A 16,629-nucleotide genomic window follows, 5' to 3' on the forward strand; every position below is an offset into this window, starting at 1 on the left:
ATTCTCTTAGATATCATAATCCTATTTTCAAAGAATATTACTGGAAAAAGTTTAATGAATCTAATTCTCATCGTCATATGAGAGCTCTTGTATTAAGCGGTAGAAAATTTGTCAATCTTATTTTTTATTTACTTAAAAACAATGTACCTTATATTCCCATGAAATAATTTTTTCTCATCCTTGTTTTATTATTTATTTTCTTTTATTTTTGAATTTCAATATTCTCAAACTATTAGCTTCTTTTATAGCTAATTATTTCCTTTTTGCTCTTTTTTACTGATTTGACTCCCTACCGGAAATCTTCAACATTAAAAGCAAGCTCGCATTTAGCGAGCTTAATATATATTATATTATTCTTCTTTACCAAATTCCAAAGTTCTTTCAACCTGGATAAATTTGTAAAATTCCATTTCATCACCCTCATTAATATCATCAAAATTCAGAATTTTAATACCACATTCCTTTGGCGCCTCAATTCTTTTAACCTCATCTTTATAATGTCTCAATGATTCTATTTTTCCATCATATACTAATTTCCCCTGTCTATATAACCTTACTCCACCATCTCTTTCAACATATCCTTCTTTTAATTGTATCCCTGCAATATTACCAACCTTTTTAATTCTAAACACTTGTTTTACTTCCCCAGCACCTGTAATTTCTTCTTTTTCTTCAGGCTCCAACATACCCTGTAATGCTTTTTTCAAATCATCTATTAAATTAAAAATAATATCATATCTCTTAATTTGAATATTTTCGTGTTCTGCATATTTCACCGCACCACTATCTGCTTTTACTCTAAATCCTAAAATAACAGCATTAGAAGCGGTTGCTAACATAACATCACTTTTTGTTATAGCACCAATACCACCATGAATAACTTGCAATTCTATTTCTGGATTTTCAAGTTTTGCTATAGCATTTTTCAATGCTTCTAATGAACCAAATGTATCTGCTTTTAAGATAATATTTAATGTTTTTTGCTCTCCTTCTTCTTGCATCATTTTTAATGCATCTTCAAGTCTTATATGCCTTTTTTGAACAACTTTTTCTTCAAGCGCTTTTTTCTTTTCGACATAGTCTTTAGCTTCATGTAAGGTTTTTACTCCATATAATATTGAGTGCATATCTGGAACTTCTTCAAATCCAAGAATTTGTACTGGATCTGAAGGTCCTGCAACCTTTACGTTTTTACCATTTGGATCAATCATCCTTCTAACTTTTCCAAATGTACTACCAGCTACAAAATAATCTCCAACTTTTAATTTTCCATCTTTAATTATAGTGGTTGCAACTGGTCCTAAAAATTTATCTAATTTACTCTCTATTATAACCCCTCTGGCTAATCCTTCAGGATAACATCTTATTTCTTGCATTTCAGCAACCAATAATATCATTTCCAATAATTCATCTATACCCTGACCAGCTTTTGCAGAAATAGGAACTGTAATTGTATCTCCACCCCAATCTTCTGGAATGAGATTTAATTTTGCAACCATTTGTTGCTTTGTTAAATCAATATTTGCATTAGGTTTATCAATTTTATTTATCGCAACAATTATTGGAACATTTGCATTTTTAGCGTGATTATACGCTTCAATTGTTTGAGGCATTACACCATCATCAGCTGCTATAATCAATACAACTATATCAGTTGCTTGAGCTCCTCTAGCTCTCATTTCTGTAAAAGCTTCGTGTCCAGGTGTATCTATAAACGTTATCTTTTTTCCTTCATAATTTACTTGATAAGCACCTATTGATTGTGTAATTCCACCAGCTTCTTTTTCTGCAACTTTTGTGTTTCTTATATTATCAAGTAAAGTTGTTTTACCATGATCAACATGTCCCATTATAGTAACCACTGGTGCTCTTTCAATTAATTTATCTTCATTTTCTTCATACAAATTCTTCCATCTTTCCTTCAAAACATCTTCTGGATCGATCTTTTCAGATTTTGTTTCTTTAACTTTTGGATCAATTGTTTCTTCCACTATTTCAATCAAAGCATTAAACATCATTGCAATTTCTTCAGCTTGTTCCTCTGTTAATAATTGTCCAGGTCTTAAAACTTTACCTTTCATAAAAAACTCTTTTATAATATCATTTTGACCTTTTCCTAATTTATTAGCAAGAATATCCAATTTTAATTCTGATTTTGTAAGTTTTATTTCTTTTATTTCTTCTATTTCTGTTTTCTCTTCTTTTTTATTATAATTTTTTGATGTTTTTTTACCATGTTTCTGAAATTTTTGCTTTTTATTTTTATCATATCTTTTTGTTTCTTTCTTTTTAATTTCTTCCTTTTTTACTAGCGAAGATTTTTCTTCTTTCTTTTCTTCTTTTTTGTTTTTAACTTTTTCAGCTTCATAATATTCTTTTATAGCTTTAACGTCTTCATCTTCTAAAGAAGACATATGACTTTTTAAATTATATCCTAAATCCTTTAATTCTTCTAAAAATTCCTTTGCATGTTTTCCAAGCTCTTTGGCCAATTGGTATACCCGCGTCTTAGACAATTGAATCACCTCCAACGTTCACTACCTCTTTAATTCCATTAACTATATTTTCATCTAGGACTCCTACAACACTTATCTCATCCTTCCCCAATGCCCTACCTAATTGTTCTTTCGTATAGTTAGATAATAAAACATAAGGAACCTTGTGAGACTGACATCTTTTTATAGTATCTTCTTTTATTGATTCACCTACATCAGAAGCTATAATAATAAATTTTTTTCTTCTTTTTGGATTTCTAATATACTCTCTAATATTATCTTTTCCAAAAATAATTTTCCGCATTCGAGAGGCAAACCCTAAGAGGTTTACAACCTTCTGTTCATTCATTCTTTTACCCCCAATTTTCTCTTTCTAAAGTAATTATAACATATAAAATAGGAATAAAGAAATGTTCATTATATCATAGAAATTAAATAACAAATCCTTAACAAAGGAATATCTATAAAATAGAATACCGTATTCACCACTTACAAGATTTGGACAAAAAATAAGAAAGTGATATCATAAAATTGAAAAAAAGAAAGGGGTTTTTTTAATGAGAAAACGAACTAGTTATGAACCTGAATTTAAGTTGTCTTTTTCAGCAATGCTGAAAGGAATTATGTTTCTTTATTATAAAATCAATTAAAGTAAACTTTTCACAGGAGGTGGCTTTATGGGCATTAGAATGGATGCTATTTATGAAGGAAATGTTAGTGGGTATGGACATGTCAATCAAGGAAAATACGTTACAGGTTCAGAAGCTTGGGAAAAACTTCAGCAAAAAAATGCTCAAAAAATTGAAGAATTTAACCAAAAAGGTATTGAAGGATGGAAAGAAACTAAAGAAGCAGCAAAGTGGGGAGGAATTGGCGGGGCAATAGGATATCTTGGATTGGCAGCCGTTAGTTCTAATCCAATTACGTTATCAGGGTTGGCTGGAGGAATAGTTCTTGGAGCAATCGAAGGAGCAATAACTTCTGATATAGCTTCGTGGGGTAAATGATAATGAATAAAAAAATATTATTTAAAGTTATTAAAAGTATAAGCCCTTTAATATTATTAACCGTAATAATTAAAAAATTTAGTGATTATCCAGTTTCAACAAAAGATCTTATAGGATATATTTTAATTTTTAGTTCCATTTTATTTGCGATGTTTAATTTACAGGAAAACTATAACATTAATAATAAAATAATAACTAAACAACTTATTATTTTATTTGTTATAAATAATTTCTTCTTTTTATGGGGGGCCCTGCCCGTGGTTATGGCTATGAATATAGTTTCTATTTTTATATATTTTGAAAAATTACCCGGCATGAAAAAAGATTAATAAAAATATCTCCAAGAAACATTTCAGGAGAAAGAAATACTCGTTGAATTTATTAACATGCATCAATATTGATAAAAATGCCGGAACTTCCGGCATTTTTATTATTTTACCTTTGATGGACTTTCAAAATCTGTTTTTATAAAATATATGTTTATTTTTATATAAAAGTATATTTACTTAGACGTTTTTTCTATATAATGATTAAAATCAAGGTCTATATAATTAAATGATTTTTTAATTTTATTTGCCCAATTTAATGTAATAGGATGTTCTATTCTTGACAAAATCATTGTCTCTAAGCCTAAACTTTCAGTAACTTTTAAATACTCAGAAGTTTTTAATAATCCCCCAAATTTTGTGATTTCAAATACCAATCCTGCAGAAATATTTTTTAATCTTATTATATCCTGAAGTGTTTTAAAGGATTCATCCAAAAAAACAGAGTATTTCGTCAAAAGGTCTTTTACTGCAAATTCACTCCCAACAGGTATTTGAATCAATTTTGAAAACCGCATGTTTTATCCATTCTTTCTTTAAATATTTTAATATATTTCTTTCCTGCCAATAATATACATCTCTTTTTCTATTCATAATTTTCCTCCGTTTGTGTTCAAAAAAATTTTTTAAATCAATTATATGCTATGATTATTATATTAATTAAAATTCTGCTTTTGCAGATATGAATAAATAATAATTTTCAAAATCCATATCAAAATCATGCCCTATTTTAAGTTCTGCAAGAATATTACTATTAATAAATTCGACTCCAATTTTATAACCTAAATTATTTGAATTATCATAATACACATCTGTTAAAATATTTATATCTTCTAAAATTGGTAAATTTAAGTCACCTATTAAAAAATATGTATTTTCAGATATATTATAATTTCCGCTTATTTCTAAAAGTGATGTTATCTTTGAATAAAACTCTATATTCTTATTTACAAGAGTATAAATACCTTCGATATATAAATTATCATTAATAAAATCTGCTTTTAAATATTCCAAAGAATCTGAATATTTACCTTCAATACCAACATTCAAAGTTTCCGCTCTTATATATAAATTCATTGTAGTTTCATCAGTTGCAGGTAAGTATCCTAAATAAATATATGTATTTTCAAAACCTACCTTTGCAGTAGTGAAATACTTTAATTCATTATTTTCAGAATAAATATCAACAACAACATCAGCTACTCTTAATTTAATACCACCATAAAATCCTGATTTATTATATTCAATATTGGTTTCATAAAATTTCCATAAAGTATTAGCTGATGAATTATTGAATAATCCAAAAACAAATCTATTATTCTCCCATCTTACTTTTAATGACTCTAATCTAAATTGCCACGAACTGTTATCCGCGACCAAATTAGCTTCAAATTTCATACCTGATTTTTCAGGATTTATTTTTAAATTAAAAACATGACTTAAAGTTGGTGTTTTCAATGAATATGTGTCGGTATCTATCTTTGATTTTAAATCGAACACATATGATCCACTTATAATACCAAATTCTTGTTTAGTTGCTTTTTTTATTTTTAACTCGCCATTTTCTAAAACTAATGAAAATGCACCATTTTTCCCACCAAACCCATCTGGTGCATAGTCTGGAGCTTCTGGATCTTCTTTCCAATCTGTTCCATTTATTACAAATTTATATTGATAGTCACCTGGTGAAAGTTTCAATGTTATCCTCCATAGTCCACCTTTTATTTTTTTCATTTGCAATGCTGTAGAATCCCAATTATTGAAACTACCAGCTAAATATACAGAAGAAGCTGTTAAATCCTTATACTCAAAAACTACAACACCTTTATACACATATACCTTAGAAAAAGACACTATTGATAATATAATTAAAAATGCTGTTAATAATACTTTTTTCATTAAACACACCTCCTAAAAGCCTGTTTTAACTGTTAAAGATAATTGTTTTTTAAACTCTTTTGACGCACCGAAATTTCCATCACCAATCCCTAATAATAATTCCATATTAGAAAAGCCTGTATATTTTGCTTCTAAATACATAGTTTTATATCTCTCTATTACTCCATATATATACATGCCTTTTCCAAATAGATTTAAATTCCCAAATGATTTTGATAATGAACCATATAACACCTCGGAAAAACCTCCACCGTACACTGTTGAATTTTCTATATTAACATCTTTATTTCCAAAAATATAGGATATATCATAATAATAACCTAGTAAATTCCCTTTTAAATTTGAAGAAAATGAGAAATCACCATATTTCTTGATATTAGTCCAATCATCTTCTATTCCTTTTTTATATACCGATAAATTCAACTTACCAAATAGTGGTAAATCAAATGGTAAGTTTATTGTCCATTCCAGATCGTTTAAATTATAGTTATCATTCACAACAGGTATTCCTATGTAAAGATAATTATAGTTATTATAATTTAAATAACCTTTTAATTGACTTAGAGAAAAATTTTCAACGGAAATCTTGTTATTTTTAAAATAATAATCAAAATCAACATTAATCCCTACATTGTTTAAGGTTAACTCATTTCTAATATTATTATAAAAACTATCAGGCAGATATGTTTTATTAAAAGCTGGAGCCAAATATTTTAAAAATATCGCATTACTAATTCTACCTAAATTTACTCTATTACCCAAAAAAAGAAGATAATTATCTTCTAAATAAAACTCATCTTTATCATATGAATAACCAAATTCACCAAAAAATTGTGTTTTACCTAAATTTAAATTGTAATCATAAAACCTCCAGTTTATATAATTATATTTTGTGTAATATTCTTTCGAGTAAATAAAGCTATAATAAAAGTTTCCTAAAGGAATTCCTCTAACATGTGAAATCAAAAATGATGAAGATCCTCCATCTTTTTTAAATAAAAAATTTTCTGTGTTTCCTATTGGAAGGTCATATTTTAATACTAATCCATCGACCGCCCCTATTTTTTCATTATTAAACGCATTTATCCAATCAGTTGTATTAACACTTTTTTTCTTCCATAACGTTTTAAATAAGTTACTCCCGAATTTAAAATCAAACTCACCATCTGTAATATAATATTTATCATCATCACCTTTATTCAAATTTAAACTACCGGAAAAATCCGAACCGTCCGGTTTAATATACAAATCTAATTTTAACCCATTATAATAAAACTGTGCGGGAGATGATTCCATGGTGTATGTCCATGAAGTTTCAAAATAACCATTAATTTGAATATCCGATAATCCAATTATAAATAATAATAATAAAAATAGTATAATTATTATTTTTCTCATTGAGAATCACCAACCTTAATTTCTTCAATCTCCACATAACTAATTAAAGAATAAAATTTAATCTTAAATCCTGTCACATTATTTTTAAAAGTATATTTTTGATTTTGAGATGAATCAGAATATACTTCACCATTATATATCATTTGCCATGGCATCCAAGTTGTCGAAACAGGAATTTTATATTCTATATTATCTCCTTTGTTATATGAAGAATTAATAGTTATTTCAAAGTAATCACCCATCTTATTCATTTGTTTTGGAGTCCAATTGTTAAAAGTACCTGCTGCGTACCAGTTCATATTTAATTTTGTATCATCTCCTACTCCTACGGCTTTTCCCGCTTCTAATTTATCCAGATCTAGATATACTGTAATCTGATTTTGAGTTACTGCTGATTTTAATATTGGAATAGAATCTGAAACAATATTACCGTCACTTTTTACATAATATACCTTATAATATCCAATATTAAACTTATTTCCATTATTATCAATTTCATTAAATATTATATTTGATGCATCGATAGTTGCTTTATATAATTTCAAATTTTCATCGTATGTAAATTTACTATTTTCTATCAATGTTTTATCATCTGTTTGTAACCAATTATTCCCGTCGTATCCTACATATATACCTTCAGGAACAGATAAATCAAGAACTTTCATTAAACAACTAGAAAAAATAAAAAGTATAGATAATAGAAATAATAAAAAGTATATTTTTTTCAAAAACATCACCTCCATTTACTTTAAAAAAACCCACCCCAAATTTGAGGTGGGGATATTAATCATGAAATATTCTATTGTATTGTATATTCTACCATATTAATAATTGTTAAAGGTACATTCCAATCCCAATTTTCAGGATAAGGATTATTTGGAATTGTATCTGGTGACGAAGAACCATCTCCTCCTACTATTGTTCCAACAAATTTAAATTTGTCTCCTTTAGTCAAACCAAAATCAGATAATTTAATTTTAACTTCCATAACCGGATCAGCATTAATTTTTTGATCTATTTTTCCAGATATATCTGTTTTTGTTTCTGTCCCTTCGACAATCCACAGTTGCGGATCTCCATGTTCCCAAGCGGCTACAAAACCATGAATTGGTGTTCCATCTTGAGTTTGAATTGCTCGTGGCCAACTTCCGAAATTCATGTCTGTTGCTCCACCAGTAGCACCATCTACAGAAAAATATATAATAAAACCATTGCCTGAAGCTTTATATTTTGCTCCTATATATAAGTATTTATCATCATTTGCAACACCTATCCAATTTACGTCATTGTCTGACCCCCATTTGCTATCATCTGCAGCATCATCAAGAACTGTCTTTGTTGCATAATCTGTCCAATCTGATAAATCGCCATCTATAATTATTTGTCCAGGTGCTGCTATATCATTTTCATCTCTCGGAACAACTTTTAATTGATCATAATTATACATTACAACTCCAGTAATATTATAAGTTATATCAGTACTGAATTCTGTTGTCGTATAATTTTTTACAACAATTGTTGCACCATTTGATTCAAAAGTAGCATTATTATATCCATCATCTATATTTTTACATACACCTTCAAATTTTACTAATTTTCCATAATAATCCCAATTGTCAGCTATTTCAACCCCACTTATGTCTACGGGGATTATTTCTACATTTGATTTCAAAACAGTTACAGAAGCTGTATCGTTTAAATTATATTTATATACATTATTAGTTGAATCTATGAAATGACTTACCGATCCTTCAACATATACTAAATCACCTATATTCAAATTAGCAATATTAGCAGGCTTGTATATTTCAATTCCTTTTGTCTCATCTTGAATAAATACATATGTGCTATATTTATAGTTCACAATACCAATAGAGGAAGCATCATGTGTTCCATTTACATCTATATCATTAACAACTTCGGAGATTGATTTAATTTCGTCTAAAGGTTCAACAATTAATTTTGAAAAATGTGGATCAAATTTTATTCTCGCTCCCATTGCATAATTTCCTGAGGTAAATGCTAAAGTATTTCCACCCGTTCCATAATAATGATTTTCGCTAAATATAAATGGTCCATTATCCCAATTATTAACTCCTACACCAATTTTGAATTCAAGTGGATTTTCGGGTCCAAAAATTGTTTTTGTAGATTTTTCTGTTGTATAACTCCCCTCTGTCATTTCAACAAAGTTCCACCCTGTTGGAGTTCCAACAAAATATATTGGAGAAGCGTCTTTTGTATTATCTCCCATTACTCCTGCTATTGTTTTATGATCAGTTGTTGTATCTGCTGATGGATCAAAATAGAATATTACCTTGTCCATATTTTTAACAACATCCGGATCTATTGGAACACTTGGATCAAACTTTTCAAATCCACCATATGCAATTGAACTATCTCCCGTTATTTGAACAACTTTCCACCACCATACTTTTTCATTATTAGTTGGTGCTGGAACATTATCTATTAAATCTGATCCAGCAATTTCTAATTTATATGTTCCATCGTTTTGCTGTGAAAATTTCCAGTCAGGAATTAAATCAAATTTAAATCCTTCTTCACTATTAGAAAAATAAAGATAATATCCATCTTCTAGTTTAGTAGGTTCTTCGGGTTTTGGAAAACATCCTACTAAAAATAAAGATAATAATACAGTAATGCTAAAAAAAATAAAAATCTTTTTCATAATTTCCCCTCCTGTTATAAGAATTTTGTTATCTTTTTGTTGCAATAATATTATACCTCTTTACTTTTAAGCAAGAAATGCGAAAAAAAGTTATTATATATAATTTTATTATATTATTTATAATTATTTAATATTAACAGCAAAATTCTTAAAAAAAATAAGGAATCCTTTGGATCCCTTACTTAGAAGTTTTTTCTATATAATGTTCATAATTAAGATCTATATAATTAAATGATTCTTTTATCTTTTTCGTCCAATCTAATGTTATTGGATGTTCTATTCTTGATGAAATCATTGTTTCCAAACCTAAACTTTCAGCAACTTTTAAATACTCAGAAGTTTTTAATAATCCCCCAAATTTTGTGATTTCAAATACCAATCCTGCAGAAATATCTTTTAATCTTATTATATCCTGAAGTGTTTTAAAGGATTCATCCCAAAAAACAGGATATTTCGTCAAAAGGTCTTTTACTGCAAATTCACTCCCGATAGGTAATGGTTGTTCTATTGCCATTATATCAAGCCCTTTAAATACATCAAGTATTTTTTTTACTTCATAATGGTTAAATATACCTTTAAAATCTATCCATATTTTGTATTTATCAATATTTGCTTTTAATATCTCTAATTCTTCTAAAGACAATTTTTCAATGAATTCAATTTTAACCATTAATGCATCTATTAATTCATCATAAACAGCATATCCCATATCATTATAAACATATAATTTTTTCATCTCTTCGTTTAAATCTTTTTTTGAAAAAAGTATTTTTGACAAATCTAAATTTTTAGAATTTAGGATATAATCAGCAATAGCAATTTCAACGGCTGTTTTTGATGACATATCAAATTTAACTATATTACTCATTACTTTTTCAAAGTCTGCATAATTGTTCAAATCTTCCCATTCTTCGGTTAATTTTCTCATCTTCTCAATTATAGCCATTGTTGTTTTGTATGTTTCGCCAAAATCTGCATTTGGAGTTCCAGCTCCTATTCCTTCAATTCCATTTGAATTTATTTTGAAAACAGCATGTTCTATCCATTCTTTCTTTAAATATTTTAATATACTTCTTTCCTGCCAATAATATACATCTCTTTTTCTATTCATAATTTTCCTCCTGATTTTAGGTATTTATAATTTATAGTAATTAAAAAAATATTTAAGTATTTATACTTTTTTCTGATATAATAAATATATAATATTAAAATAAATATATGAGATATGGGGGTTAATATTATGATGAATAGGCATAAAATCATTTTCCCATTATTATTTATATCTATGTTATTGATAATAGGGATGGGATTGTTTTTTTCTATTAACTATTATAATATAAATTTAAGCAAAGCGCAAGACTATATTAAAAGTGAGAATTCTGTTGTTGCTACATTCATTGATGATTATTTTACAGAATTAATTCATTTTACAGAAACATTTGCAAAAGATAAAGATTTTATCAATGCTGGATTTTCTAAAAAAAGTGAAGAAAAAGTTTTAGAAATATTGAAAAATTACAAGAATTCAAATAAAAATATCGCTTACATTTATACTGGTTATAAAAACAAAAAATTAGTTATTAACGATTGGGAAGTACCTGAAGAATATGATCCAACAATTAGACCATGGTATATTGAAGGTATTAAAAATCCTAAAAGTGTATATATCGGAACACCTTATGAAGAATATAAAACAAAAATATGGTTAATCTCTACAGGAAAAGCTTTAATTAACGAGAAAAATGAAGTAGTTGGTGTCTTATCTATAGATTGCTCTCTTAGTGATTTTGTAAACTTAATAAACTCCGAATTAAGTTACAAAACAGGACAAACTTTTGTTATTAATGACAAAGGAACTATAATTCTACACAAAAATATAGAAAATATAAACAAAAAATTTGAATATACTCATTTCGTTGGATCAAAAGGAATTATAAAAGATAATATTAATAATAAGAGCTATTACATAGCTTATACTAAATTAAACTCATCTGGATGGTATATTGTTACTATGGTAGAGAAAGCTGAAGTTATGTCACCCATATACAAAGGCGTAATTTCTTATTCTATTATATCTATTTCTTTACTTTTATCTTTTGTTATATTACAAAGTATATTAATATCTAATTTCAGGTTAAAAAAGTTGGTTGAAGAAAGAACAAAAGAGTTAGAACAAAAAAACAAAAAAATTATGGACAGCATTTTATATGCTAAAAATATACAAAATTCTATATTACCATCTGAAAAAATTTTAAAAAACAAATTCAAAGATTTTTTTATACTATGGAAACCTTCAAATATTGTAGGTGGCGATTTTTATTGGTATAAAGAAAGAAATGATGGTTCATTCTATATTGCAGTAGTTGATTGTACTGGTCATGGGGTGCCTGGAGCTTTGATGACAATGACTGCAAATTCTATATTAAACAGAATTATAGACGATACAAATTTAGTTAGTCCTTCAGATATACTTCAAAAATTAAATATTTTATTTAAAAATGCTATTAACTCTTATAATAATGATTATAGATATGATGATGGAATGGAAATAGGTCTTTGTTATATTTCGAATAACAAATTAACATATAGTGGTGCTGGTATATCTTTGTATTATACAAAAGATAATAAAACCATAAGAGTAAAAGGAGATAATAAGGGTATTGGATATAAAAGGTCTAAAACTGATTATATCTTTAGTGAACATATTATTGAAATTGAAAGTAACATGAATTTTTATATAACTTCTGATGGATATGAAGATCAAAATAATCCTGAGGGAAAAAGATTGGGCAGGAAAAATTTTGTTAATTTATTAAATAGCATTTATAAAGAACCGATGGATAAACAGAAAGAAGAAATTGAGAAATTTCTGAAAAATTATATGAAAAATGAAGAACAAAGAGACGACATTACTGTTATAGGTTTCAAATTATAGGTGGTGATATTATTTATTTAAAAAAAGAATTTGAAATTATAAAAAAGGCTGAGAATACTTTAAAGGAAAATCCTTCTTATGATTCTTTAAAAGAATCATATAGATCTTTATTAGATGAATATAAAAAATTACTTGATGAATATTACAAATTAATTCATATCTCAGATATTCAGGATAATTATCTTTTTGAACTAAAGGAGAAATTAGAAAGAAAAAATATTTATTTAAAAAATTTATCTGAAAAAGACACATTAACTGGATTGTATAATAGACTAAAATTCGATGAAATCATTAACTATCAAATCAATTTATATAAAAGAGAAGGAAGAAAGTTTTCCTTAATTATGATGGACTTAGATAAATTTAAGAAAATTAATGATGCATTTGGACATAATATTGGTGATAGAATTTTAATAGAACTTTCAAAGATATTAAGAAGAAACCTAAGAAAAATCGACTTTGTTTTCAGATGGGGAGGAGACGAATTTTTAATAATCTTGCCTAATACCAACTTAAAATCTGCTATAAAAGTGGCTCATAAACTTAAAAAAATTATTTTATTAGATAAAAATTTAAAAAACATAACCGCAAGTATTGGATTAACTGTTTATAACGGAGAAAACATCGACGAAATAATAAATATAGCTGATACTGCATTATATAATTCAAAAAATTCTGGAAGAAATAAAATATTTTTCTATCAAAGGGGGGAGTTTTTTGAATCCGAAAAACATTCTTGAAATTAAAGATCAAATTCGAAAAAATAATATTATTATGAGTTTTATAGGGCCATTTTCTCAAGGTATAATAGAAGAAATAGGAAGAGCATTGAGAGAATATATAAAAAATGATAAAAATCATAACACATCTTCTAACAATATTTTTTCTGTATTTATTGAACAAAGTCAAAACATTAAAAACTATGAACGAATTTTATCTAAAAAAGAAATCAATCATGTATTTTTAGAATCAATAATATTAATTGGAAAAAACGAACAAAACTATTTTATCAGTTCTGGAAATATAGTAAAAAAAGAGGATATAGAAAATCTTAAAGAACGTATAGATGAGATAAATTCCTTAAGTAAAGATGAAATTAAATTATTATATAAAAAACGATTAAGAGAAAATTTCAAAAGCAAAACCGGCGGTGCTGGCTTGGGATTTCTTGAAATGGCTAAAAGGGCTTCAAATAAATTTGAATATGATTTTATTAAACTCGATAATAATTATTATTATTTTATTCTAGTAATAACGGTCTAAATAGGAGGTATTAAAATGGAAAAATTAATTATTAAACCAACTAAATCTACACCAGAAATAATATTTGATCCTGAAAAAAACATCTTATCTATTAAAGGTGAATCATATCCAGAAAATTCCTTTGATTTTTATAATCCTATATTTGAATGGTTAGAAAATTATATAAATAATTTAGATATTGAAACAGAAGTTATTTTTAATTTTGATATTAGTTATTTAAATACCAGTAGCACAAAATCAATTATGTTTATATTAGACATTTTAGAAGAAGCTTATAACAAGAATAAAAATGTGAAAATTAATTGGTATTATGATGAAGATAATGAATTTTCTTATGAAATAGCGGAAAATTTTATGGAAGATTTAACCATACCATTTACACTAATAAAAAAATAGTGAGATTATTCTCCCAAAGAGGTGTTTTAATGGACAGTATTTTTTCAAATGAATATAAGAAATTGGAAAATCATAAAATTTTTTTAAAAAATAATAGTTTTTCTGTGGAAAATTTAATTGATAAATATGAATGTTTGATCAAAGATTATGAGCACTTGTTGAGTCAAACAAAAAAGATTTCTAAGATAAGCGATATTAATCAAATGATGTTAATTGAAACAAAAAAAAGATTAAGGTTATTATTGGACAACTCTGATGAAGGCTTTTTAATGTTTGGAAAAGATTTCTTGATTCACAATGAATATAGCAAGGAATGTTTAAATATTTTTGAAACAGATGATATTTCAAAAAAAAATATTTTAGAATTATTATATAATTCAGATTATGAAATCGAAAAAAAAATATTATCTCATATTTTTGAAAATGATGAAAAAGATTATGTATATTTGGAATTATTACCAGATGAAGTTAAAATAAATAATAAAATATTAAAAGTAAAATATAAGATTATTTATTTAGACTCTGTAAAAAGGGTTATGTGCATAATACAAGACATTACGGAAAAAAAAGAATTAGAAGAAAAAATAGAAAATGAAAAAAATAATACAAAAATGCTATTGAATGTTGTAATGAATAGAGATATTTTAAAAAAGAATATAGAGGATTATATTAGATATGTTACAAAACAGATATATAATGATATATCTGTATATTCAATTCAAGATTTTATTATGAATTTTTATAAAAATATACATACTTATAAAGGTTTATTTTTACAGTGGCACTTTATAAAAACCGGAAAAAATTTAGATAAACTTGAAAATGAATTAGATTTATTAAAAAAATCAAATATAAAAGATAAAAATAAAGTAGTAACTTTTATAAAAGACAGAAAGCTAAATACTTTTCTAAATGAAGAATTGAATTTTATCAATAGTGTTTTAGGAAAAGATTTTCTAAAAAACGAAATGATCTGGATAGATAAAAATAAAATAATAATTTTAGAAAAATATATTGAAAATATTTTACCAGAAAAATATTCTCAATTAATATTGGCTGAAATAAAAAAACTTTATTTCAAAGATATAAAAGATATATTTGAAACATATAAAAAATATACCTTTGAATTAGCAGAGAAATTTGGGAAAAAGATTGATTCGTTTGAAATTGACTCTAACTTGTTTATAGATATTGATGATTATTATGACTTTATAAAGTCATTAATCCATATATTTAGAAATATTGTCATACATGGCATAGAAAGACCAGAAGAAAGACTTATTTTAAATAAAACACCAGGTGGTAATATTAAATGTAAAATATATGAAAAAGAAAATATTATTCATATTATAATATCAGATGATGGAAAAGGCATAGAAAATATAGATAAAATATTCGAATATGGCTATACATCAAAATATGAATCAAATATATACGCTGGAAAAGGAATTGGATTATATTCCGTAAAGAATGAAGTTGAAATTTTAAATGGTAAAATTTCCGTTTATTCTGAACCAAATAAAGGTACAACTTTTAACATCACAATTCCCAGGAGGTATCTATGTCAAAAATATTGATTATTGAAGATAATATAAATATTAGAAATATTTTAAAAAAATATTTGAAAGAATTAGGACATGAAATTGTTGGAGAATTTGATGATATATTCGGTATTATCAACAAATGTCAAAAACTAAACCCAGAAGTTATAACCCTAGATTTATACTTAAAAAATACCGATGGAATAAACGCTATAAAACTTTTAAAAGAACAATTCCCTAATTTAAAAATAATTGTTATAAGCGTTTCTAATAAAAAACCAGAAATATTTAGAGCATTAAATTATGGAGCTGACTATTTTATAATTAAACCAGTAGATAAAGAAAAATTAAAGAAAGCATTCGAGAAAATTCAAATATCTCAAAATAAAATTTCTAAAATTAGGAAATTGTATAAAAGAGAAGAAGAAAATATTTTAGATGTAAAAAATTTTAATAGTACTCTAACAATTTATATAAAAAAACCATTAAATGGTAAAACCATAGAAAAAATTAATAAAGTTGTAGATGGATTATTAATAATTAAACCTTTAAAAATTGTATTTAGCTATTTTGATAAAAATGAAAGTGTAGGAAAAATAGAGAAATCATTAAATGATATTATAATAAAAATTAGAAATCATGGTGGAATTGCAGAAATTGAAAAATAATTGAAGGGAGTA

The 16,629-nt window shown here is 26.1% G+C and carries 16 protein-coding genes; 8 read left to right on the forward strand and 8 right to left on the reverse strand.

The annotated features are described in order from the left end of the window. Window positions 1-350 precede the first annotated feature (350 nt). Both infB and BUA62_RS06205 read right to left on the reverse strand, forming a co-directional pair. On the reverse strand, window positions 351-2,516 hold the full coding sequence (gene infB, locus BUA62_RS06200; protein ID WP_072864586.1) for a translation initiation factor IF-2: 2,166 nt from the start codon (window positions 2,514-2,516) through the stop codon (window positions 351-353). After that, on the reverse strand, window positions 2,509-2,844 hold the full coding sequence (locus BUA62_RS06205; RefSeq protein ID WP_072864588.1) for a L7Ae/L30e/S12e/Gadd45 family ribosomal protein: 336 nt from the start codon (window positions 2,842-2,844) through the stop codon (window positions 2,509-2,511). The genes infB and BUA62_RS06205 overlap by 8 nt, the downstream gene beginning before the upstream one ends. A gap of 328 nt (window positions 2,845-3,172) precedes the next feature. On the opposite strand from BUA62_RS06205, the gene BUA62_RS06210 reads away from it, so the two are divergent. Both BUA62_RS06210 and BUA62_RS06215 read left to right on the forward strand, forming a co-directional pair. After that, window positions 3,173-3,502: a hypothetical protein gene (locus BUA62_RS06210; protein ID WP_072864590.1), complete on the forward strand. Its 330-nt coding sequence runs from the start codon at window positions 3,173-3,175 to the stop codon at window positions 3,500-3,502. Between the two features lie 2 nt (window positions 3,503-3,504). Further along, the gene (locus tag BUA62_RS06215; RefSeq protein WP_072864591.1) at window positions 3,505-3,831 is read left to right on the forward strand and encodes a hypothetical protein; all 327 of its coding nucleotides are present in this window, start codon (window positions 3,505-3,507) and stop codon (window positions 3,829-3,831) included. Between the two features lie 173 nt (window positions 3,832-4,004). Here BUA62_RS06215 and BUA62_RS06220 read toward each other — a convergent pair whose 3' ends face one another. From BUA62_RS06220 to BUA62_RS06245, 6 genes are all read right to left on the reverse strand, one after another. Next, window positions 4,005-4,331 carry an enolase-like domain-containing protein gene (locus BUA62_RS06220; RefSeq protein ID WP_143148338.1) on the reverse strand — a complete coding sequence of 109 codons (327 nt, stop codon included), beginning with the start codon at window positions 4,329-4,331 and terminating at the stop codon, window positions 4,005-4,007. A 157-nt stretch (window positions 4,332-4,488) separates the two neighbouring features. Then, entirely contained in the window at window positions 4,489-5,727 is a 1,239-nt protein-coding gene (locus BUA62_RS06225; RefSeq protein ID WP_072864595.1) for an isoamylase early set domain-containing protein, read from the reverse strand. Between the two features lie 12 nt (window positions 5,728-5,739). Continuing rightward, on the reverse strand, window positions 5,740-7,125 hold the full coding sequence (locus BUA62_RS06230) for a hypothetical protein (RefSeq protein WP_072864598.1): 1,386 nt from the start codon (window positions 7,123-7,125) through the stop codon (window positions 5,740-5,742). Next, a complete protein-coding gene (locus tag BUA62_RS06235; protein WP_072864600.1) occupies window positions 7,122-7,853 on the reverse strand; it encodes a hypothetical protein in 732 nt (243 codons plus the stop codon). Before BUA62_RS06235 ends, BUA62_RS06230 begins: the two co-directional genes overlap by 4 nt. Before the next feature lie 71 nt (window positions 7,854-7,924). Next, window positions 7,925-9,814, reverse strand: coding sequence for a hypothetical protein (locus tag BUA62_RS06240; protein ID WP_072864602.1), 1,890 nt, complete (start codon window positions 9,812-9,814; stop codon window positions 7,925-7,927). A gap of 178 nt (window positions 9,815-9,992) precedes the next feature. After that, a complete protein-coding gene (locus tag BUA62_RS06245; RefSeq protein ID WP_072864604.1) occupies window positions 9,993-10,925 on the reverse strand; it encodes an enolase C-terminal domain-like protein in 933 nt (310 codons plus the stop codon). Between the two features lie 129 nt (window positions 10,926-11,054). On the opposite strand from BUA62_RS06245, the gene BUA62_RS06250 reads away from it, so the two are divergent. The 6 genes from BUA62_RS06250 to BUA62_RS06275 all read left to right on the forward strand — a co-directional run bounded on the left by BUA62_RS06250 (window position 11,055) and on the right by BUA62_RS06275 (window position 16,617). Beyond that, window positions 11,055-12,749, forward strand: coding sequence for a cache domain-containing protein (locus tag BUA62_RS06250; protein WP_072864606.1), 1,695 nt, complete (start codon window positions 11,055-11,057; stop codon window positions 12,747-12,749). A gap of 218 nt (window positions 12,750-12,967) precedes the next feature. Then, window positions 12,968-13,489, forward strand: coding sequence for a GGDEF domain-containing protein (locus BUA62_RS06255; RefSeq protein ID WP_047265887.1), 522 nt, complete (start codon window positions 12,968-12,970; stop codon window positions 13,487-13,489). Next, complete coding sequence (locus BUA62_RS06260; RefSeq protein ID WP_072864608.1) at window positions 13,467-14,012, forward strand: SiaB family protein kinase; 546 nt, start codon at window positions 13,467-13,469, stop codon at window positions 14,010-14,012. The genes BUA62_RS06255 and BUA62_RS06260 overlap by 23 nt, the downstream gene beginning before the upstream one ends. Window positions 14,013-14,027: 15 nt before the next feature. Continuing rightward, window positions 14,028-14,408 (forward strand): DUF1987 domain-containing protein, encoded by a 381-nt coding sequence (locus BUA62_RS06265; RefSeq protein WP_072864611.1) that lies wholly within the window; start codon window positions 14,028-14,030, stop codon window positions 14,406-14,408. 29 nt (window positions 14,409-14,437) lie between these two features. After that, entirely contained in the window at window positions 14,438-15,985 is a 1,548-nt protein-coding gene (locus BUA62_RS06270; RefSeq protein ID WP_072864613.1) for an ATP-binding protein, read from the forward strand. Further along, window positions 15,970-16,617, forward strand: a complete 648-nt coding sequence (locus BUA62_RS06275) for a response regulator (RefSeq protein ID WP_072864616.1) — start codon at window positions 15,970-15,972, stop codon at window positions 16,615-16,617. Before BUA62_RS06270 ends, BUA62_RS06275 begins: the two co-directional genes overlap by 16 nt. Window positions 16,618-16,629 lie beyond the last annotated feature (12 nt).

This window comes from Marinitoga hydrogenitolerans DSM 16785, assembly GCF_900129175.1.
Classification (GTDB): Bacteria; Thermotogota; Thermotogae; order Petrotogales; family Petrotogaceae; genus Marinitoga; species Marinitoga hydrogenitolerans.

Excerpts from the sequence above, each read along its gene's own strand:
- BUA62_RS06205 (WP_072864588.1), bottom strand. The coding sequence starts at position 2,844 with ATGAATGAACAGAAGGTTGTAAACCTCTTAGGGTTTGCCTCTCGAATG.
- BUA62_RS06210 (WP_072864590.1), top strand. The coding sequence starts at position 3,173 with ATGGGCATTAGAATGGATGCTATTTATGAAGGAAATGTTAGTGGGTAT.
- BUA62_RS06215 (WP_072864591.1), top strand. The coding sequence starts at position 3,505 with ATGAATAAAAAAATATTATTTAAAGTTATTAAAAGTATAAGCCCTTTA.
- BUA62_RS06225 (WP_072864595.1), bottom strand. The coding sequence starts at position 5,727 with ATGAAAAAAGTATTATTAACAGCATTTTTAATTATATTATCAATAGTG.
- BUA62_RS06230 (WP_072864598.1), bottom strand. The coding sequence starts at position 7,125 with ATGAGAAAAATAATAATTATACTATTTTTATTATTATTATTTATAATT.
- BUA62_RS06240 (WP_072864602.1), bottom strand. The coding sequence starts at position 9,814 with ATGAAAAAGATTTTTATTTTTTTTAGCATTACTGTATTATTATCTTTA.
- BUA62_RS06245 (WP_072864604.1), bottom strand. The coding sequence starts at position 10,925 with ATGAATAGAAAAAGAGATGTATATTATTGGCAGGAAAGAAGTATATTA.
- BUA62_RS06250 (WP_072864606.1), top strand. The coding sequence starts at position 11,055 with ATGATGAATAGGCATAAAATCATTTTCCCATTATTATTTATATCTATG.
- BUA62_RS06265 (WP_072864611.1), top strand. The coding sequence starts at position 14,028 with ATGGAAAAATTAATTATTAAACCAACTAAATCTACACCAGAAATAATA.
- BUA62_RS06270 (WP_072864613.1), top strand. The coding sequence starts at position 14,438 with ATGGACAGTATTTTTTCAAATGAATATAAGAAATTGGAAAATCATAAA.
- BUA62_RS06275 (WP_072864616.1), top strand. The coding sequence starts at position 15,970 with ATGTCAAAAATATTGATTATTGAAGATAATATAAATATTAGAAATATT.